Consider the following 19,842-nt stretch of genomic DNA (forward strand, 5'->3'; position numbering starts at 1 on the left):
GCATCGGCCGCACCGGCCGCGCGGGCCCCGCGGCCGCGGCGGGTCTGCGCGCCTCGGGGACGAGCGGCCGCGCCCGGCCGTTGCCCGCGCGCCGTCCCTCGTGAACTGCCTCCTGCTCGGGTGCCCTCGACACCTGTCAGCCTCCCGCGGCTCGACTGGGACCGGCGTCCTGAGGGCGTACGGCGTCCCGGCCGCGGCTCCCTGCGCAGTGGTCCTCCCCATGGTTCTGCCCGGCACTCGGGCCGCACTCACGTTTCCCCCGACCCGCTCCCGTCGTTGGGCAGGTGTGAGACAGGTTGCAAGACGCGCTCGGCGCGCAGGGGCGGCCATCGCCGCCGTACTGACATGGGCAGGACTGGCCGCCGTACTGGCCGGACTCACCGGGTGCTCCGGCACCGGTGTGGACGGTATCGACGCGGTGTTCGGCAAGGGTTCGGCCGAGGATGCGATCCGGATCAGCCCGGGCCACGGCGAGCGCAGCGTCCGGGCCGGCCAGGGGCTCGAGGTGGAAGTGCCGGACGGCCGCCTCGAATCCGTGAAGGTGGTCAAGTTCCAGGACGCGCAGGACTCCGTGGTGCCGGGCCGGATCTCCGACGACGGCCTCCGCTGGGAGCCCGCCGACCCCCGGCTCGCGCTCGCCGCCAAGTACACGGTGGACGCGGTCGCCCTCGACGGCCACGGCCGCCGCCATGCCCGCCACACCAACTTCACCACGTTCGTGCCCGATGAGCGGTTCGTGGCCTATGTGAAGCCGGAGAACCGGTCCACGGTCGGCACCGGCATGATCGTGTCCCTGGAGTTCAACCGCGAGATCGAGAACCGGGCCGCCGTGGAGCGCGCCGTGCGGGTATCCGCGCAGCCGGCCACCGAGGTCGTGGGCCACTGGTTCGGCAACACCCGCCTGGACTTCCGGCCCAAGGACTACTGGAAGCCCGACACCAAGGTCACCGTCGACCTGAATCTGCGCGATGTGGAGGCGGCGAAGGGCGTCTTCGGCCTGCAGCAGAAGAAGTTCGGCTTCACGGTCGGCCGCAGCCAGGTCTCCAGGGTCGACGCCGCTGACCACACCATGGAGGTACGCAAGGACGGCGAGCTGGTCTCCACCGTGCCGATCACCGCGGGCGGCGGCAAGAACACCACGTACAACGGCAAAATGGTGATCACCGAGATGCTCGACGTGACCCGGATGAACGGCGCCACGGTCGGCTTCACGGACAGCGACGGCAAGGGCGAGTACGACATCCCCGACGTCCCGCACGCCATCCGCCTCACCACCTCCGGCACCTTCCTGCACGGCAACTACTGGGCACCGTCCTCGACCTTCGGGCAGACCAACGTCAGCCATGGCTGTGTCGGCCTGCGCGATGTGAAGGGCGGCAGCGGCGAGACACCGGCGGGCTGGTTCTTCGACCGCAGCCTGATCGGCGATGTCGTCGAGGTCGTCAACTCCAAGGACAAAACGGTCGACGCGGACAACGGCCTGGGCGGCTGGAACCTCGACTGGAACGCCTGGCGGGCGGGCTCGGCGCTGCATGTGAAGCCGGGGAAGTGACCGGTGCGGAGCGGGCGAAGTGACGGCCCGGCGTCGCGGACGTGACGTCGCGGTGAGCCCCAACGGGCCGCCGGGCCAACGCACTTGGCGCCCGTCCTGACCGGAAAGCCCCGCACCCCGGCGCCACTTGGGACTGAACGGTGACAATCCGGGGGAGTCATCGTCCCAGGTGGTGTGGTTATCTAACGCAATGCGCGGGACGCGCAGGGGTGCGGGCCCGGCCAGTCGGCCGCCGGCCTGGCGAGGGGAGAGACATCGTGAACGGGCGACCGATATCGGGGGCATCGGTTGGCGCGCGGCGCCGCCGCGCGAGGGGACCGCTGGCCGTACTGGCGACCGCGGCGCTGTTCGCCGTGGCGGCGTGCGGGGGCGGCGGCGGCTCCGACGAGAAGGACGAGGGCGGCTCCGGCAAGGCCGGGGCCAACGAGCCCTCGCAGGCGGTCGTGACGATCGCGCCCAAGGACGGCGCGAAGTCCGTGGCCACCAGCGGCGCCCTGAAGATATCCGCGGACAAGGGCAAGCTGACCGAGGTCCGGGTCGAGGACACCAAGGGCAATGAGATACCCGGCGAGATAGCCGGGGACGGCGCCGCCTGGAAGCCCGAGCACCACCTCGCCGCCTCTACCAAGTACAAGGTCCACGCCCTCGCGAAGGACTCCGAGGGGCGTACGTCCGCCAAGGACACCACCTTCACCACGCTCACCCCGCAGAACACCTTCATCGGCCACTTCACGCCCGAGGACGGTTCGAAGGTAGGCGTGGGCATGCCGTTCTCGGTGAACTTCACCCGGGGCATCACCGACCCGGAGGCCGTCGAGGACGCCATCGAGGTCAGCGCCGAGCCCAAGGTCGAGATCCGGCACAAGTGGTACGGCAACGACCGGATCGACTTCCGCCCCGAGAAGTACTGGAAGTCCGGCACCAAGGTCACCGTGAAGCTCAATCTCGACGGCGTCGAGGGCCGGCCCGGCGTCTACGGCGAGCAGGCCAAGACGGTCACGTTCACCGTCGGCCGCAGCCAGGTCTCCACCGTCGACGCCAAGTCCAAGAAGATGACGGTCGTACGGGACGGCAAGACCCTCAAGACCATCCCCATCACTTCGGGCGCCCCCGGCACCACCACCTACAACGGCCAGATGGTGATCACCGAGAAGCACAAGGTGACCCGGATGAACGGCGAGACGGTCGGCTTCGGCGGCGAGTACGACATCAAGGACGTACCGAACGCGATGCGTCTGTCCACCTCCGGCACGTTCATCCACGGCAACTACTGGGCGCCGTCCTCCACCTTCGGCCGCGACAACGTCAGCCACGGCTGCGTGGGACTGCGCGACCAGCGCGGCGGCGGAGACAAGAAGACCCCGGCCGCCTGGTTCTACGGCCAGTCGATGATCGGCGACGTGGTGATCGTGAAGAACTCCAAGGACAAGAAGATCCAGTGGTGGAACGGCCTCAACGCCTGGAACCTGGCGTGGGACAAGTGGGAGAGGTAAGCCTCCCGTAGAAGTCTGCGTACGGGCCCTGTGCGGTGTGACGGACCGCACGGGGCCCGTGTGCGTGAACGCCCCTTAACCTGCCCCCATGACCGTGAACCTCGAAGTCTCCGAAGGCATCGGCACCCTCCGTCTTGACCGCCCGCCGATGAACGCCCTGGACATCGCCACACAGGACCGGCTCAAGGAGCTCGCCGACGAGGCGACCCGCCGCGACGATGTCCGCGCCGTGATCATCTATGGCGGCGAAAAGGTGTTCGCGGCGGGCGCGGACATCAAGGAGATGCAGGCCATGGATCACGCGGCGATGGTCGGCCGCTCCAGGGCCCTGCAGGACTCCTTCACCGCCGTCGCCCGTATCCCCAAGCCCGTGGTCGCCGCCGTCACCGGCTACGCCCTGGGCGGCGGCTGCGAGTTGGCCCTGTGTGCCGATTACCGCATCGCCGCCGACAACGCCAAGCTCGGCCAGCCGGAGATCCTGCTCGGCCTGATCCCCGGCGCCGGCGGCACCCAGCGTCTGTCCCGTCTGGTGGGCCCCTCCAAGGCCAAGGACCTGATCTTCACCGGCCGCATGGTGAAGGCCGAAGAGGCGCTCACCCTCGGCCTGGTGGATCGCGTGGTGCCCGCCGCCGAGGTGTACGAGCGGGCGCACGCCTGGGCCGCGCAGCTCGCCCAGGGCCCGGCGCTCGCCCTGCGCGCGGCGAAGGAGTCGATCGACGCGGGTCTGGAGACGGATCTCGACACGGGCCTCACCATCGAACGCAACTGGTTCGCCGGACTGTTCGCGACGGAGGACCGGGAGCGGGGCATGCGCAGCTTCGTCGAAGAGGGCCCCGGCAAGGCCAAGTTCCTCTGACCTCTGGCCAAAGGTGTCGCTCAACTTCCGTACCCAGGAGGTGAGTTGACGCGATTCACGCCTTGGTGCGGTCTCCGTGTACCTTATCAAGGCCTTAAGGCAGCCTTAAGCACAGCTTGTCACGGACCGTGCGTGATCATCCGTGAACGGGCGGTCATCGCAGGTCACTTGGGTTGCTGAGGCGCCTTAAGTGCCTTAGGCATATGCACACCCCACCCTCCGGAACCGTTGGTTCCGGGGGGCGTATTCCGCCGGAACGGCCCCAAGCGCCGCTCCGGGCAGCCATGATGGGGGCATGGCGGGGCTTGAGGGCAGTGAACAACCGCGGCGGCGCAGCGCAGTGACCGCCATGCGGTGGACGCCGGCCGTGGAGGACGAACAGGCCCTCAAAGCCCTGGAGTTGTTCGGCAATCCCACCGAGTCCGAGGTCCCGCTGCCGTCGCGTCCCGAGTCCGCCGGTGCCGCCCGCCGCCTCGCCCAGGTCGTGGTCCTGCGCAAATGGGGCCTCGGTCCGCAGGTCGCCGAGGTGGCCGTGCTCCTCGTCTCCGAGCTGGTGGGCAACGCGGTGCGGCACACCGGTGCCCGGGTCTTCGGCCTGAAGATGGTGCGCAGGCCCGGCTGGATCCGGATCGAGGTCCGTGACCCCTCGCGGGGTCTGCCCTGTCTGATGCCGGTCCATGAGATGGACACCAGCGGCCGTGGGCTGTTCCTGGTCGACAAGCTCTCCGACCGCTGGGGTGTCGATCTGCTGCCGCGCGGCAAGACGACCTGGTTCGAGATGCGCATCGTGGACCGCTGACGCGCGGGTCGCGGAAGCCGTACCCGCGGGGCCCCCGCAGGCCACGCACAGAAGCCCCCGGTCGCCGTCGTGCGGTGACGTGGGGGCTTCTGTGTAGTGCGCCGGGGATCTTCGGGGGTGTGATCCACCGGCCGCCAAGACGACCTGGCCCGGGTCAATGGGGGTCGTTGCATTCGACTATGGCAGATGTATCGCTCTCAACCAAATGAATCCATGGTGATGTGCGGCACCCGCCTTGTAAACAGCGATTAAGTGGCGGCTGTGAGGGACGGTGAGGGGGGTGGGCGGCCGTGCGCGGCGGCCGCGGGTGGTGCGACCCGTAAACGTCCTAATTTGGGTCAATCATTACCTTTTACGGTTATTGGCCCTTAAATAGCCGGGTGACCTCAACCGACCGCCGTGGCGCGCTCCGTACCGCCGCCCTGCTCGCGCTCACGGGCGCGGGCGCCGCCGGCTGTGCGCAGCAGAAGCAGGCACAGGAGCACACCCGGCAGGAGCACGCGCCGCAGCGGCAGGGGTCCGCGCCGCCGCCCCCGGCCCCGGGCCCGCGCCGCTTCCCCGGCCTCCCCGAGCAGATCGCGCACGGCCCCCGCGACCGCGCCCGTGTCGCCCTCACCTTCCACGGCCAGGGCGACCCGAAGACCGCGAAGGCGCTGCTCACCCAGGCCGAGCGGGCCGGTGCCCGGGTCACCGTCCTGATCGTCGGGCGCTGGCTCGACGAGCACCCCGATATGGCCCGCCGGATCCTCGACGGCGGTCATGAACTCGGCAATCACACCCTGCGCCACCTGGACATCAACTCCATGGCGGAGCAGGAGGCCTACGCCGAGATCACCGGCTGCGCCGACCGGCTTCGCCGGCTCACCGGCTCCATCGGCAGCTGGTTCCGTCCCTCGCGCGCCCAGGACGCCAGCCCTCTGGTGCGCAAGCTCGCACACCGTGCGGGCTACCCGCATGTCCTGTCGTACGACACCGACTCCCTGGACTTCACCTCGCCGGGCGCCGCGACCGTGGTGCGCACCGTCACCGGCCAGGCCCGGAACGGGTCCGTGGTGAGCCTGCACTTCGGGTACGCGGACACGGTCGCCGCGCTGCCCGCCGTCCTGGAAGAACTCGACCGCCGCGGTTTGAGCGCGGTGACCACCACGGAGCTGCTGACCTGATGAAGCCCCCACGTATGCACCTCACCCGGCGCACCCGCACCCTGATGTGCGGGGCCCTGCTCGCCACGGGCGCCGCCCTGGCCGGCTGCGCCACCCCCGCCGACCAGTCGACGGACACGGCGCTCGGCACGAAGGCGCCGGTCAAACCCGCCAAGCAGAAGGCCGTCCAGGGCCTGCCCGGGATGCCTCCCGTCCTCGACCCCAAGGACCTCTACGCCGCCGACCGGCCGAACCAACTCTCGCCGGTGGTCAAGGACTTCAAGCAGCGGGTGTACGTCCCCAACACCAACTCCAACACCGTCTCGGTGATCGACCCCAAGACGTACAAGGTCGTCGACACCATCGACGTGGGCACCCAGCCGCAGCACGTGGTGCCGTCCTGGGACATGAAGACCCTGTGGGTCAACAACAACCGTGGGCACACGCTCACGCCCCTCGACCCGCGCACCGCCGAGCGGCGCGGGCCCGACGTCGAGGTGCACGACCCGTACAACCTCTACTTCACGCCCAACGGCAAGCACGCCGTCGTGATGGCCTCACTCGACCGTGAGCTGGTCTTCCGCGATCCGCACACCATGAAGCGCAAGCACACCGAGCCGGTCAGCTGCTACGGCGTGAACCACGCGGACTTCTCCCGCGACGGGCGGTACTTCATCGTCTCCTGCGAGTTCTCCGCCGAACTGCTCAAGGTCGACACCGAGAAGATGAAGGTGGTCGGCCAGCAGAAGCTGCCCTTCGAGGGCGCCATGCCGCAGGACGTGAAGATCTCCCCGGACGGCAAGACCTTCTACATCGCCGACATGATGGCGCACGGTGTGTGGGTCCTGGACGGCGAGAAGTTCACGACGCCGAGGCTGATGCCCACCGGCAAGGGCGCGCACGGGCTCTACGTCAGCCGTGACTCCAAGGAGATGTACATCCCCAACCGCGGCGAGGGCTCGGTGTCCGTCTTCGACTTTCCGAAGAACAGGCTCACCAAGAAGTGGTGGCTGCCCGACGGCGGCAGCCCCGACATGGGCGGTGTCTCCGCTGACGGCAACGTCCTGTGGCTGTCCGGGCGTTACGACTCCGAGGTGTACGCCATCGACACCCGCTCGGGTGAGCAGCTGGCCCGTATCCCGGTCGGTGGCGGACCCCACGGGCTCGCCGTGTACCCGCAGCCGGGCCGCTACTCGCTCGGCCACACCGGCGTCTTCCGCTGAGGTGAGCCGCTGACGCAGCCGCGCAGACGTATGGCGAAAGCGCCCTGGGCACCGTCTCCCAGGGCGCTTTCGCGTTCAGGGGGCGATTCTTCTGGTGAGGGCGTACGCCACCAGGTGGGGGCATACGCCACCTCGTGAGGCGGTCATCACCTCGTGAGGGCGTACGTCACCAGGCCACCGGCAGCCGCTCGGGCAGGCGCTTCATGAAGCCGGTGCGCCACACCAGCTGCTCGGCGGGGACCGCGAGGCGTAGCTGCGGAAGGCGTTCCACCAGGACCGACAGGGCCGTACGCGCGAAGGTGCGGGCCAGGGCCGTGGCCGGGCAGCCGTGCCGCCCTGCGCCGAACGCGAGATGCGGATTGTGCTCGCGCTGCGGGTCGAGCAGGCGTGGATCGCCGAAGACCGCCGGGTCGAAGTTGGCGCCCTCGACCAGGACGAGCACCAACTCACCCCTCTTGACCAGGACTTCGCCCACCTGGACGTCGGTCGTGGCGATCCGGGGCAGGGCGTCGCCGATCGACAGGTTCCAGCGCAGGAGCTCCTCCACCGCGAGGTCCATGCGATCGGGCCGCTCGTGCAGAAAGGCCAGGAGCCCGGGGTGCTCGGCCAGCGCGAGAGCCGCGTTGACCAGGAAGGCGGAGCTGGACACCGCGCCCGCGCCGAACAGTGACACCGCGACACCGGCCAGCATCTCGTCGGTCAGATGCGCCGACTCGGCGTCCTCGCGCAGCGCGGCGAGCCGGCCGATGAGCCCGGAGCGCTGGCCCGCGGGCGCGTTCAGCTGCTCGACCATGTAGCCGAGGTCCTTGTACCAGTTGAGGGCGGCGTCCTCGAAGGGCTCCGGGCTGGTGATGAACGCCAGGTCGAGGCTGGCCATGAGGCGCCGCCGGTCCGCGTAGGGCACCCCGACGACCTTGCAGTGCAGGGCCGCCGCGAGGGCGTCGGCGTATCCGGCGCGCAGATCGACCGGCGGGCCCTCGGTCATCAGCTCGTCGATCAGTTCGTGGGCGGTGGCACGCAGCCAGTCCTGGAGGCCGTCGGCGTCCGGGTCGAGGGCGGCCGCGACGGCACCGCGCAGGCCCGCGCTGTCGGTGTTCCCCATGTGGCTGACGACTTCGGGCGGGATGGTGAGCGCGTACTGGCGCGGCGCCCCGGGGTGAGCGGTGTCCTTGAGGCCGAAGCGGTCGTCCTCCAGGACCTGCCGGGCCAGGGCGTGCGAGCTGACCAGCCAGGCGTGGTCGCCGGTGAGAGTGCGGACCTTGGCGACCGGACGCTTCTCGCGCAGCCAGGCGGCCTCCGGCGGCAGCCGGTCGCCGCGCCGCGCGAGCGGCAGGTCGAGTACGGGTGGTTCATCGCGGACCGGTGCGTCGTGGGCGAAGGGGCACCCGGTCACGGTGTCCTCGTCCTGTACGGCGGTCATGGTGACGGGTTCCTTCCGGTCGTACGGGGGTCGTACGGGGGTGTGGCGCCGTCGTGCGTGCGGCCCCCCGGCCGCGCGCACCGAACGGACTGCGGATGCGAGGGGAGGGCGGGCCCGGACGGATGGCTGCCGGCACTGCGGCCTCGGCGGTGATCGTCACGGTGTAACGCCCTCAGGCGCCGCTATTCCCATGGGAGCCCAGCGCTCCCGGTACGGCGGCGACACCAGAACGTTAGTGCGCGAGGGCGGAGAGTGACGTAGGGGGTAACCGGGTTATGGCTGGTTCTTGTCCATGTCTGACCGGAACTGAATAACGAATTCCATTTCGTGGGGCGGGAGTTGAGGCCCTGGCCAGAGTGGATGTGCGGGGCGCGCCCCCGGAGCGGCACTTACCGAGCCACGAACAGCGCCTCGGAGCCCACTGGCTGAAAACCTGCCGCCCGGACCATCCGCGGCCTCCGCGCGCCGCCCGCGGCCACCCGCACCCACTCCGGCGCGTTGCGCCGCGAACGGGCCCGTTAATCTGACTTCCGTCAGAAACGCACCAAGAAGGGGTGGAGCCAGTGGCGGACATCGAGACCGCGCGCAAGGAATTCCAGCGGATCGACACGGACGGCGACGGGTACATCACCGCGGCCGAGTTCAAGAAGGCCCTTGCGCAGGGCGGGGACTGGAACGTCACCGAGTCCGTCGCCGAGGCCGTCATTGCCGCTCAGGACACCAACAAGGACAAGCTCCTCTCCTTCGACGAGTTCTGGGCCCACATCAGCAAGGCCTGAACCCCGGGGGCCGATCCCCGAGGCCCGCCCCCGGCGGAACGCCGCGGGCCCGATCCCCTCAGGACCGGGCCCGCACCGCGCCGTGCCCGTCACACCACCGGCGTCCGCCGCCGGGCCCTGACCTGCCAGCGGCCCGCCGTACGCGTCACTTCCACCGGGTGGTCGAAGCACTCACTGACCAGCTCACCGGTCAGCACCCGCGCCACCGGGCCCGCCGCGAGCGCCCGGCCCCCGCGCAGCAGCAGCGCATGCGACGTACCCTCGGGCAACTCCTCCAAGTGATGGGTGACCAGGACCGTCGCAAGGCCCGGCCGTGCCACCCGCAGCGCGTCAAGACTCTCCAGAAGCTGTTCGCGCCCCGGCACATCAAGGCCTGTGGCCGGCTCGTCGAGCAGCAGTAGCCGCGGACTCGGCAGCAGCGCCCGCGCGATCAGCACCCGGCCCCGCTCGCCCTGCGACAACTGCGGCCACCGCTCTCCGGCACGCCCCGCCATCCCGAGCAGCGCCAGCAACTCCCCGGCACGCTCCCGCTGTTCGGCCGTCGGTGACCAGCGCGGCACCGGCTCCACACTGTTCGTGAGCCCCGTCAGAACCACCTCGCCGACCCGCAGCGGCGAGCGCAGCGGATGCCGCGGATCCACATGCCCCACCAGAGCCCGCAACTCCCGCAGATCCACCCGGCCGAGCCGCCGCCCGAGCACCTCCACCGCGCCCCGCGTGGGATGGGCGAGCGCACCGAGCAGCTTCAGGAGCGTCGTCTTGCCCGCGCCGTTGGCGCCGAGCAGCGCCCAGTGCTCACCGCCGCGCACCGTCAGGGAGAGCGAGTCGAGGAGGGTGCGGCCCTCGCGTACGACGGACGCGTCCGTCACTTCGAGCACCGGCTCACCGGGCACTTGCTCACCGAGCGCCGGCTCGCTGATTGCGGAACCTGTAGGCATCAACTCACCCATCACAGCACCCGGTTGACCGCGGCCAGCACGGCCCGCACCGACGCCGCCACGCTCGACGCGTCCAGGCCCGCGCCCCATGCGGAACGCCCGCCGACCCGGCACTTCGCAAACGCCGCCACCGGCGCGGACGCCCCCGGCTCCGTCGCATGCTCCGCGTAGTCCACCACCGTCACCTCGACTCCGGCCGCCGCCAGGGCCCGCGTGAACGCCGCCACCGGGCCCGTACCCGTGCCCTCGTAGTCACCCTCGCGGTCGTGCACCCGCAGCGTGCACACGAACCGGTGCTCGCCCTCGGGGCTGCGGTCGGTCGTCCAGGACGTCAGCCGCACCGGCTCACCGTCCCGGCCCGGCACCAGATACGTCCCCTCGAACAGCCGCCACAGTTCCTCGGCGCCGGCCTCGGCGCCGGAGTCGTCCGTCGCCGCCTGCACCACGCGCGAGAACTCCGCCCGCAGCTCGCGGGGCAGGTCGACACCTCGGTGCGCCCGCAGCAGATGCGCGATCCCGCCCTTGCCCGACTGGCTGTTGACCCGGATCACGGCCTCGTACGAACGCCCCAGGTCGGCCGGGTCCACCGGCAGATACGGCACCTCCCACGGCGCGAGACGCTCGGGCACCCCCAACTCCCGCGCCCGGCGCGCATGGTGGGCCATTCCCTTGCTGATGGCGTCCTGGTGGGTGCCGGAGAACGCGGTGTGCACCAGGTCGCCGCCGTAAGGGTGGCGCGGATGCACCGGCAGCCGGTTGCAGTGCTCGACGGTACGGCGGACCGCGTCGATGTCGGAGAAGTCCACCATCGGGTCGACGCCCTGCGTGTACAGGTTCAGGGCCAGGGTCACCAGGTCGACGTTGCCGGTGCGCTCGCCGTTTCCGAACAGACAGCCCTCCACGCGCTGGGCACCCGCCAGGACGGCCAGTTCGGCACAGGCAACCCCCGTGCCCCGGTCGTTGTGCGGATGCACGGACAGGATCACCGACGAGCGCCGGGCCAGATGGCGGTGCATGTACTCGATCTGGTCCGCGTAGACATTCGGTGTCGCGACCTCCACCGTGGCGGGCAGATTGAGCGTCACCGGCCGGTCGGGCGAGGCGTCCCACAGCGCGGTCACCCCGTCGCACAGCTCCAGGACGAAGTCCGGCTCGGTGAGGTTGAAGACCTCGGGCGAGAACTGGAACCGCAGCCCCGGACGGTCACCGCCCAGCTTCGCGACACAGGCCGCCGCGTCCTCCACGAGGTCCCGCACCTCGCCGCGGTCACGGCCGAGCACGACGTCACGCCAGACCGGTGCGGTCGCCGCGTACAGATGCACGACCGCGCGGGGGAGCCCCTCGATCGCCTCGAAGGTGCGCTCGATCAGATCACGCCGGGCCGGGGTGAAGACGACGACCGTCACATCGTCCGGCACCTCGCCGTTCCTCGTGGCGTCCACGAGATGCCGTACGAAGTCGAAGTCCGTGCGGCTCGCGGACGGGTAGGCGACCTCGATCTCCTTGAAGCCCATGGCCACCTGCAGATCGAAGAGCCGCCGCTTGCGGTCGGTGCCCATCGGCTCGGCGAGCGCCTGGTTGCCGTCGCGCAGATCGACCGGCACCCACAGCGGGGCCCTTTCGATCCGTGCGGACGGCCAGGCGCGCGGCTCGGGGCCGGGGAGTGCGACGCGCTCGTGGGCGGGGCGGTAGCGGTGGTGCGGCATACCGCTGGGTCGCTGCGGATTCCAGTCGTACGGTGCGGAGTTCGCGGGGGCGTTCACGGTGATCGGATCCCTCGGTCGTCGTTCCGGGTGGCGACCGGCAGCACGGCACTCCGCGGCGGGGTGCCGGCCGTGTCAGACCCCGCCGCGGCAGCCGAGAAGAAGAACGCCGCAGAAGAACATGGCGGCTACACTAACCACACCTCAGCTCCTCAGACAAGCAGTCAACTGCCCGCAACCGGACCGTTACTCGCCCTGGAAGACAGGTGCATGAAGATGTCGACGCCGCCGCTCGGACCGCTGCGCCCGAGCCCCCTGGTCGAGCAGGCCACCGAGCGCCTGCGCGGGCAGATCGCCGCGGGGCACTGGCCCGTCGGCACCCGTCTGCCCGGTGAGACCACCCTCGCCAAGGACCTCGGCGTCGGCCGCTCCACGGTCCGTGAGGCGCTGCGGGCCCTGGCGGGCGCCGGACTCGTCCAGGCGCGACAGGGCGCGGGTGTCTTCGTCACCGCACTCGAACCGCTCGCCGACTGGCCGACACGCCTGCGCAGGGCGGCGGTCGCCGACGTCTACGAGGTCCGCATGCTCATGGAGGTGGAGGCCGCACGCCTGGCCGCCACCCGCCGCACGCCCGCGGACATCCGGGCCCTGACCGCCGCCCTGACGGCCCGCCGCGAAGCCGCCGGGCTCGACGACGCGGCCTTCGTCGACGCGGACATCGACCTGCACACGGCCCTCGTGGCCGCCGCCCACAACCCCGTACTCACCGATCTCTTCACCGAGTTCACCCCCGCACTCCGCCAGGCCCTCATCGACCTGGTATCCCTCCTCACCCTCCGCACCCCCGACCCCAACCCGGGCGACCACAGCCACACCACCCTCGTCGAGGCGGTGCAACGGGGAGACGCACAGGCAGCGGCGAGCGCGCTGAGGGAGGAACTGGGGGAGACGCTCGAGCGGTTGCGGGGGTAGGCACCGCGGGGCGTCGCGGGACGCCGGCGCTCACTCCGTGTCGATCACGGCCCATTCCTTCATGGCGTTCCTGCTGGAGAAGTCCGCCAGGTTCTTGTCGATGGGCGTCGAAGTGTATTGGTGGATTCGCCACTTGGCTTTGATGCGGGGCTTTCCGGCCGTCACGTAATCGGCGATCCAGAGTCCGTCGCCGGCGTAGGACGTCGTGTCGATATTGAGCCAGAAGTTCCTGTTCGCGTAGAGCATGACCCTATGTGAGGGTCGGAGTCTCTTGACTTCCTTGATGAACTGGTCCTTCTGCGCATTGCTCGCGTGCGTCCCCTCCCCGGTCGACTCCCAGTCGCAGGCGAGGATGTCGCCCTTCTTCTCGGATGCCTTGGAGACGAAGTACTCCGCCTGGGCCTTGATGTTGCCCGGCCACAGGAAGTGGTAGAAGCCGACGACGCAGCCCGCGTCCCGGGCCTTTTTCGCCTGGGCGTTCATGCGGGGGTTGACGTAGGAGCGGCCCTCGGTGGCTTTGACGATGACGAAGTCGATGCCCTCCGTGCTGAAAGAGGACTGGTGCGAACTGACGTCTATGCCACGGAGCATGAGGGCCGCCTCCCGGGGGGTCGCTGGGCCCCGTTACGGCTGTGCCGGGGCGAGATAGCCGTGTTCGAGCAGCCATTTCACGTTCAGCCGCTGACCCGCACCGGGGTCGAGGAACACGGAGTCGAGCTTGATTTGTTGCCCGCCGCCGGGCTGTTCAAACCACGGCGCGATGCTGCCCTGCCAGACCCAGAAGGGCTTGCTCACTTTGTACACACGGTAATCACAAGTGAAAGCGGGCTCTTTGGTGTTGAGGTTGGTCGGGGGCAGCGCCCGCTCCGCGTACGGATCGCCCGCGGGGGCGAGGAAGGCGCCGTACTCGGAGCCGAAGCGGTCGAGGCGCTGGCCGGGCCGCAGCTTGGCGGGCTCCTTGTCGATCTCGCCGTTGACCTCGGCGAAGCCGTCGTTGGGCGGGTACTTCCAGCTGCCGCCCTCCGCCGGGCCCTCCCAGTACTTCTTCAGGAAGGCCGAGGGGGCGAGCTTCCCCGTGCGCTTCCAGTCCTTGAGGAGCGGCCCCACGGGCGCCTGCCACTTCTTGGGCAGCCACTTGGGGCCGAGGCGGGCGTCGCCCTGGTACTCGCCGGTGCAGGGCGCGGGGCGTGCGGGTGAAGCGGGCCCGCGGTCATCGGCCGGTGCGGCGGCGCTCGCGGCGGGGGCGGTGGCCGTGGCCATCGCCGCGGCGACGCCGAGAGCGGCGAGTGCGGTGCGTATTCGGTTCAAGTCCGGGTCTCCTTGGGAGAGTTACGGAGGGTCCATACGCAAGGTAGCCAATCGGGTCCGGCCCGCTCCCGGGAATTGCCGGGTGTGGCCGGTAAGCGCCGTCGTATGGCCGCGAGGCGTTCTTCTTCGGAAAACTCATCGTTTCCCTCGCTCATTCGGATGAGATTCGTCCACGCGGTGGCTGAGTATGAATCTGATTGAGTGATGCCTACGGCTTGCACAGACGCGTGACGGAGGGGGGTTTCATGGCCAAGGGAGCAGGCGGCGATGTGCCGGAGAATCTGACGGATGTACTGCTCGGCATGCTTGCGGCAGTGCAGTCGCAGCTGGCGGCGGTGGAGATCCTGCTGCGGCAGGCCCAGCTCGGGGAGGCGCCGCGGACGGAACTGCCCGCGGGCGCAGACGCGACCCCGCTGACCCCGCGTGAGCTGGAGGTTCTCCGGCTGCTCGGGCGGGGTGCCTCGAACCGGATCATCGGCAGGGAGCTGGGAATTTCGGATCACACGGTACGCAGTCATCTGCAGGCCGTGTTCCGGAAGTTGGGCGTCGCCCATCGCACGCAGGCGGTGACGGCCGCTTTGCAGTACGGCCTCATCGATCCGTACTCGGACGCCGCCGAAGAGAGTGGGCAGGGCGGTGCGTCCGATTCGGCTATGCCGAAGTACTGATACCGGTGCGGTACTCCCCGTTGCTTCCATGAGGTGGTCCCCGTGGGCCCTTTCGGGTCCGCCTCGGTCCGCTGGAATCGGAGAGTCACCGCATGCCCGCATTTCCCTATGCCCTCACCGGAATTGCCGCTCAGCTCGGCGACATCGTGTCCATGGAGGAATGGGCGCGGCAGCTGCGTATTCCGCACTGGCGCAAGCCCGGTGAGCCCGTGGACGGCGCTCTCGTACGCCGCACCCTCGGCGTGGAGTCGAAGAGCTGGGACGCCGAACGGTTCGGGTCGAGGAAGACCGTCGTGGAGGTGGCGGAGCAGGCGCTGCTCTCGGCGCGGGTGCCCGCCGCGGACCTCGACGCGGTGATCGTGCTGACCTGCACGCCCTTCGAAGTGATGCTGGACCAGGACGCGTTCGCGATGCTGCGCACCCTCGGTGTGCGCGACGAGGTGCTGCCGGTGGTGCAGGGCGCGGGCTGCGGCGGCCTGGCCCGTGCGGTGGCGTCGATCGCGCGGGCACGGGCCGAGCGGGCGCTCGTGGTGTCGTACAACTGCTCAAGTCCGGTGGGCGTGGACGCGAACGGCGTGCTGCCGCACTACACACCGGGCAACGGCAGCCATCCGTACGCGCAGACGCTGTGGATGTCGGGCGGTCTCTTCTCGGACGGCTGCTCGGCGGTGGTGTTCGAGCGCGACGGCAACACGGAGGGCCGGTATCTGTACTCGCGTGACGCGCAGCGCTTCGGTGACGCGGAGGGGTTCGCGGACGCGCTGGTGCACTATCCCGGCGGCGGGGTCAACCATCCGGCGGGTCATCCGGGTTCGACGGAACTGTCCGCGTTCGGGATGAACAGCGAGGCGATCAAGGCGTACTACCGGGGCGGCATGCTGCTCAACCACCAGGAGCTGAGCGAGGAACGCCCCGGCTACGAGGAGCGGGTCGCGCGGATCTATACACATCAGGCGAGCCCGGCGCTCGTGGAGGGGTTCTGGGCGAGCTCGGGCCTGCCGGTGGCCAAGATGCCCACGCACGCACGGCAGTTGGGGAATCTCGTGACGAGTGCGACGCCGGTGCTTTGCTTCACGGATGTCCTGGACGGCGTGGTCGGTTCGGGCGAGCCGGTGTGCTTCTCGGTGGTGGGCGCGGGGCCCGAGCGTGGCGCCTTTCTCGTACGGGTACGGGTGCCGGGCCCGGTCACGGAGACCGCGCCGCGGCCGCGCAGTACGACCGGGGCGGGGGTGCCCGGGGCGTCCGGTGCGGCTGGTGCGTCCGGGGTGTTCACCTCGGCCGCTCCGGCAGCGCGGTGAGCGCGGTGGATCCGCGGGCGGACGAGGACCGGCCGCCGCGCCATGCCCGTATTCGCTCGGTCGCCGCGTACCGTCCGCGGCGTGCGGTGTCCAACCGTGAACTCGTCGCCGCGGGAGGGCTTTCCACGTCCGACGCATGGATCCGGCAGCGCACGGGGATACGTTCGCGGGGCATCGCGGGCAGCCGCGAGACCCTCGCCTACATGGGCGCGCGGGCGGGCCGGCTCGCCGTGACCCGGGCGGGGCTCGCCGCCGGGGAGATCGACTGTGTGCTCGCGGCGACGATGAGCCATCTCGACGCGGGGACCTCCCTGGCCCGTGCGATCGCCGACCGGCTGCCGGGCCGGCCGCGGGCCGCCATGGATGTCAACGCGGCCTGCGCGGGCTTCTGCACCGGCCTCGAACTGGCCCGCTGTCTGATCTCCGGGCGGGTCTACCGGCGGGTGCTGCTCGTGGGCGCGGAGCGGATGTCGGACATCGTGGACCCGGGCGACCGTACGACGGGTGCGATCTTCGCTGACGGCGCGGGTGCCGCCGTGATCGCCGCCGCCGACGAGCCCGGGGTGGGGGTGGCGGCCTGGGGCAGCTCGGGCGAGGGGCAGGAACTGCTGATGCGGGCCGCGGGGCCGCCGGGGCGTGCGGGCGCCGGGGGCAGGCCCGCGTATCTGCGGATGCAGGGGCCCGAGCTGTACCGCTGGGTGATGGCGAATGTCCCGGAGGTGGCGCGTACCGCGGCCCGGCGTGCGGGGGTGGGTCTGGACGAGCTGCGGGCGTTCATCCCGCACCAGGCCAACGACCGTATGATCACGGGCCTTTCGGTGGCGCTCGGGCTGCCCGACTCGGTGGTGGTGGCCCGTGATGTGATCCGCTCCGGCAATACGTCGGCGGCGTCGGTGCCGCTGGCGATGGACGGACTCCTTGCGCAACACCCGGAACTGTCCGGTGAGCTGGCGTTGCTCGTCGGCTTCGGTGCGGGGGTGTCCTACGCGGGCCAGGTGGTGCGGCTGCCGTGAGCGAGCTGAGCGAGCTGAGCCAGCCGCACCACCCGCGGCGGGGTGCGCGGGCGGACGGGGTGCCGCCCGCGCACGCCGGGTGCTCCCCGGCTCAGCCGCGGTTACAGGGCGCGGGCCGCCTTGGCGATCTGCTTGGCGAAGGTGGACACCTCGGTGTACACACCCGGCTTGCCGGGCCGCGCGCAGCCGTCGCCCCAGCTGACGATGCCGACCTGCAGCCACTTGCCCTTGTTGTCCTTGCGGAACATGGGGCCGCCGGAGTCACCCTGGCAGGTGTCGACGCCACCGGCCTGGAGGTTCCCGGCGCAGATCTCCTCCTTGGGGAAGAAGTGGACCCCGGGGGAGGTGGGGTACGCGCGCTTGCAGGCGGCGTCGGTCACGAACGGCACCTTGGCCTTGCGCAGATGGCGCTGCTGCTGGCCCGCGCCCTCCTTGACGTCACCCCAGCCGGCCACGCCGAACGTGCCCTTGTCGTACGCCTTGGTGGTGGTGATGGGCAGCAGGGCGGTCCTGCCCTTGATCAGCTTGACCGGCTTGGCGAGCTTGATCAGCGCCCAGTCCTTGGACTGGCCCGCGTAACCCGGGGCCACCACGACCTTCTTGGACTTGACCTTGATGGCCTTGGGGTCCTTGAGGTCGGTGGCGCCCGCGGTGACGGTGATGGACTTGTCCGGGCCCGAGCCGCCGACGCAGTGGGCGGCGGTGATCACTATGTCCTTGGCGTACAGCGAACCGCCGCAGCCCATGGAGAGCCGCACCATGAACGGGAATTCACCCTGCTTGGCCTTCTCGCCGCCGACGACACGCGGCGTCGGTCCGGGTGTCGGATCCGAATCCGTGGGCGCGGCGTGTGCCGAGAACGACGAGAGACTCAGCGCCATGAGGGCGGCGGCCCCTGTGGCGGTGAGTCTCCTGGCCGTGGTGGAACTCCTGAGCGTTCTGAGCATCGATGTCCCCTCGAAGTGCTCGGGTAGCAGAAGACTCATACGCTTCCAGGCGAACACCGGCGAGGACATGGCAACTGGGCCACAACATCACGGAAGTTGGGTAACGCGGGCGTAACGGGTCGGGTCGGGCCGGGAGGGGGCGGGACGGGGCACTCCCCGGAAGCCGTCGTTCCGGAGGGAAAACCGCTTGCGCCCGCCGCGGGTACGGCTGTTACGTTGCCCGGTATGAAGCGCGCCCCGATGCACCCGATGCACGTCCTGCATCCGATGCACCTGACGACGACGCCGGAGAGTGTCCCGGCGCGCTGACTGCTGACTTGAGTCCGAAGCCCCGGGGCGAGTGCCCCGGGGCTTCGCCGTGCGGTCACTCGCTCCCGTCATGCGAGGAGATCCCGATGAACGACCACTGCAGCGACCACCGCAGCGCGGAGAGCCGGAGCCACCTGGCCGACCACCGCCGGCTCGGCCGTGAACTGGACCTGTTCGACACCGATCCGCTGATGGGCGCGGGCCTGCCGTACTGGCTGCCCGACGGCGCCGCGGTGCGGCACGCCCTGGAGGAGTACATCCGCGGGATGGAGCGCGCGGCGGGCTACCGGCATGTGTACTCGCCGGTGCTCGGCAAACGGGAGCTGTACGAGATCTCCGGGCACTGGTCGCACTACAGCGAGGACATGTTCCCGCCGATGCGGCTCGGCGGCGAGGGCGCTGGGGGCGACGAGAGCGGCGGAGGCGACGAGAGCGGCGGAGGCGGCGAGGAGGTGGTGCTGCGCCCGAGCCTGTGTCCCCATCACGCCCTGATCTACCGTTCCCGCTCCCACAGCTATCGCGAACTGCCCCTGAGAATCGCCGAGTTGGGCGGCATGTACCGCTCGGAGCTGTCCGGCGTACTCGGCGGGCTGACCCGCGTACGCGCCATCCAGCTCAACGACGCGCATATCTTCTGCACCCTTGAGCAGGCCGCCGACGAAGCCGCTGCGGCCCTCGGCCTGATCCGCCGCGCCTACGCGGACCTGGGCATCGAAGCCGCCCGTTACCGCCTCTCGCTGCCCAGCGCCGGCGGCAAGTACGTGGCGGGCGCCGCGATGTGGGAGCGCGCCGCCGCCCTGCTCACCGAGGTCCTCGACGCCTCGGGCGTCGCCTATGAGGCCGCCGAGGGCGAAGCGGCCTTCTACGGCCCGAAGATCGATGTGCAGATCGCCGACGGCGCGGGCCGCGAGGCCACCCTGTCCACCGTGCAGATCGACTTCCATCAGCCCGAGCGCTTCGGTCTGCACTACATCGGCGCGGACGGCGCGAAGCACCGGCCCGTGATGGTGCACCGCAGCATCATCGGCAGCGTCGAGCGGGCCGTCGCGCACCTCATCGAGCAGCACGGCGGCGCGTTCCCTGCCTGGCTCGCGCCGGTCCAGGTGGCCGTCCTGCCGGTGAGCGGCGCCGAGGGGGAGCGCGCCGCCGACTTCGCCCGGCGCTGCGTGGAGCAGGGCCTTCGCGCCGAGGTGGCGGATGCGGAGCACGGCAGTCTGGGTGCCCGTATCAGGGAGGTCAGGCGCGTGCCGTACCAAGCGGTGATCGGCCCGAAGGAGGCCGCCGACGACCGGGTGGCGCTGCGGCTGCGCGACGGCCGCCGGCTCGATCCGCTGCCCGCGGCCGAGGCGCTCGCGCGGATCTCGGCCCTGACCGCCGCGCACAGCACCGCCCTGTGGCCGATCTGACATAGCCGGACATATG

General features: G+C 70.3%; 18 protein-coding genes. 12 read left to right on the forward strand and 6 right to left on the reverse strand.

All coding sequences use genetic code 11. The annotated features are described in order from the left end of the window. Window positions 1-286 precede the first annotated feature (286 nt). The 6 genes from ACFQVC_RS39725 (at window position 287) to ACFQVC_RS39750 (ending at window position 7,065) form a co-directional block, all read left to right on the forward strand. Window positions 287-1,552 carry a L,D-transpeptidase gene (locus ACFQVC_RS39725; RefSeq protein ID WP_381840646.1) on the forward strand — a complete coding sequence of 422 codons (1,266 nt, stop codon included), beginning with the start codon at window positions 287-289 and terminating at the stop codon, window positions 1,550-1,552. Between the two features lie 257 nt (window positions 1,553-1,809). Beyond that, window positions 1,810-3,045, forward strand: coding sequence for a L,D-transpeptidase (locus tag ACFQVC_RS39730; protein ID WP_381840649.1), 1,236 nt, complete (start codon window positions 1,810-1,812; stop codon window positions 3,043-3,045). Window positions 3,046-3,133: 88 nt separating this feature from the next. After that, window positions 3,134-3,901, forward strand: a complete 768-nt coding sequence (locus tag ACFQVC_RS39735; RefSeq protein WP_381840652.1) for an enoyl-CoA hydratase/isomerase family protein — start codon at window positions 3,134-3,136, stop codon at window positions 3,899-3,901. Between the two features lie 295 nt (window positions 3,902-4,196). Next, window positions 4,197-4,700, forward strand: coding sequence for an ATP-binding protein (locus ACFQVC_RS39740; RefSeq protein WP_381840655.1), 504 nt, complete (start codon window positions 4,197-4,199; stop codon window positions 4,698-4,700). Window positions 4,701-5,080: 380 nt separating this feature from the next. Then, the gene (locus tag ACFQVC_RS39745) at window positions 5,081-5,863 is read left to right on the forward strand and encodes a polysaccharide deacetylase family protein (RefSeq protein ID WP_381840658.1); all 783 of its coding nucleotides are present in this window, start codon (window positions 5,081-5,083) and stop codon (window positions 5,861-5,863) included. Beyond that, a complete protein-coding gene (locus ACFQVC_RS39750) occupies window positions 5,863-7,065 on the forward strand; it encodes a YncE family protein (protein WP_381840661.1) in 1,203 nt (400 codons plus the stop codon). Before ACFQVC_RS39745 ends, ACFQVC_RS39750 begins: the two co-directional genes overlap by 1 nt. A 166-nt stretch (window positions 7,066-7,231) precedes the next feature. Here ACFQVC_RS39750 and ACFQVC_RS39755 read toward each other — a convergent pair whose 3' ends face one another. Beyond that, window positions 7,232-8,485: a cytochrome P450 gene (locus ACFQVC_RS39755; RefSeq protein WP_381840664.1), complete on the reverse strand. Its 1,254-nt coding sequence runs from the start codon at window positions 8,483-8,485 to the stop codon at window positions 7,232-7,234. A gap of 563 nt (window positions 8,486-9,048) precedes the next feature. Here ACFQVC_RS39755 and ACFQVC_RS39760 point away from each other — a divergent pair. Continuing rightward, on the forward strand, window positions 9,049-9,264 hold the full coding sequence (locus ACFQVC_RS39760) for an EF-hand domain-containing protein (protein WP_381840667.1): 216 nt from the start codon (window positions 9,049-9,051) through the stop codon (window positions 9,262-9,264). An 89-nt stretch (window positions 9,265-9,353) separates the two neighbouring features. Here ACFQVC_RS39760 and ACFQVC_RS39765 read toward each other — a convergent pair whose 3' ends face one another. Further along, a complete protein-coding gene (locus ACFQVC_RS39765; protein ID WP_381840670.1) occupies window positions 9,354-10,202 on the reverse strand; it encodes an ABC transporter ATP-binding protein in 849 nt (282 codons plus the stop codon). Window positions 10,203-10,213: 11 nt separating this feature from the next. Then, on the reverse strand, window positions 10,214-11,908 hold the full coding sequence (gene leuA, locus ACFQVC_RS39770) for a 2-isopropylmalate synthase (protein ID WP_381840824.1): 1,695 nt from the start codon (window positions 11,906-11,908) through the stop codon (window positions 10,214-10,216). A gap of 267 nt (window positions 11,909-12,175) precedes the next feature. Between leuA and ACFQVC_RS39775 the strand changes: the two genes are divergently transcribed. Further along, window positions 12,176-12,877, forward strand: a complete 702-nt coding sequence (locus ACFQVC_RS39775) for a FadR/GntR family transcriptional regulator (protein WP_381840673.1) — start codon at window positions 12,176-12,178, stop codon at window positions 12,875-12,877. A gap of 30 nt (window positions 12,878-12,907) precedes the next feature. Here the strand turns inward: ACFQVC_RS39775 and ACFQVC_RS39780 are convergent, their stop codons facing one another. Both ACFQVC_RS39780 and ACFQVC_RS39785 read right to left on the reverse strand, forming a co-directional pair. Continuing rightward, entirely contained in the window at window positions 12,908-13,468 is a 561-nt protein-coding gene (locus ACFQVC_RS39780) for a glycoside hydrolase family 25 protein (RefSeq protein WP_381840676.1), read from the reverse strand. Window positions 13,469-13,501: 33 nt separating this feature from the next. Then, window positions 13,502-14,185: a TNT domain-containing protein gene (locus ACFQVC_RS39785; RefSeq protein WP_381840679.1), complete on the reverse strand. Its 684-nt coding sequence runs from the start codon at window positions 14,183-14,185 to the stop codon at window positions 13,502-13,504. 245 nt (window positions 14,186-14,430) lie between these two features. On the opposite strand from ACFQVC_RS39785, the gene ACFQVC_RS39790 reads away from it, so the two are divergent. From ACFQVC_RS39790 to ACFQVC_RS39800, 3 genes are all read left to right on the forward strand, one after another. Continuing rightward, window positions 14,431-14,853: a response regulator transcription factor gene (locus ACFQVC_RS39790; protein WP_381840682.1), complete on the forward strand. Its 423-nt coding sequence runs from the start codon at window positions 14,431-14,433 to the stop codon at window positions 14,851-14,853. A gap of 92 nt (window positions 14,854-14,945) precedes the next feature. Then, window positions 14,946-16,151: a hypothetical protein gene (locus ACFQVC_RS39795; protein ID WP_381840685.1), complete on the forward strand. Its 1,206-nt coding sequence runs from the start codon at window positions 14,946-14,948 to the stop codon at window positions 16,149-16,151. Between the two features lie 5 nt (window positions 16,152-16,156). Then, entirely contained in the window at window positions 16,157-17,164 is a 1,008-nt protein-coding gene (locus tag ACFQVC_RS39800; protein ID WP_381840688.1) for a beta-ketoacyl-ACP synthase 3, read from the forward strand. Between the two features lie 101 nt (window positions 17,165-17,265). Here the strand turns inward: ACFQVC_RS39800 and ACFQVC_RS39805 are convergent, their stop codons facing one another. Then, on the reverse strand, window positions 17,266-18,111 hold the full coding sequence (locus ACFQVC_RS39805; protein ID WP_381840691.1) for a S1 family serine peptidase: 846 nt from the start codon (window positions 18,109-18,111) through the stop codon (window positions 17,266-17,268). 395 nt (window positions 18,112-18,506) lie between these two features. Here ACFQVC_RS39805 and thrS point away from each other — a divergent pair, with 395 nt between their 5' ends. After that, window positions 18,507-19,826 (forward strand): threonine--tRNA ligase, encoded by a 1,320-nt coding sequence (gene thrS / locus ACFQVC_RS39810; protein ID WP_381840694.1) that lies wholly within the window; start codon window positions 18,507-18,509, stop codon window positions 19,824-19,826. Window positions 19,827-19,842: the final 16 nt, after the last annotated feature.

It is taken from the genome of Streptomyces monticola (assembly GCF_042665355.1).
Classification (GTDB): Bacteria; Actinomycetota; Actinomycetes; order Streptomycetales; family Streptomycetaceae; genus Streptomyces; species Streptomyces monticola.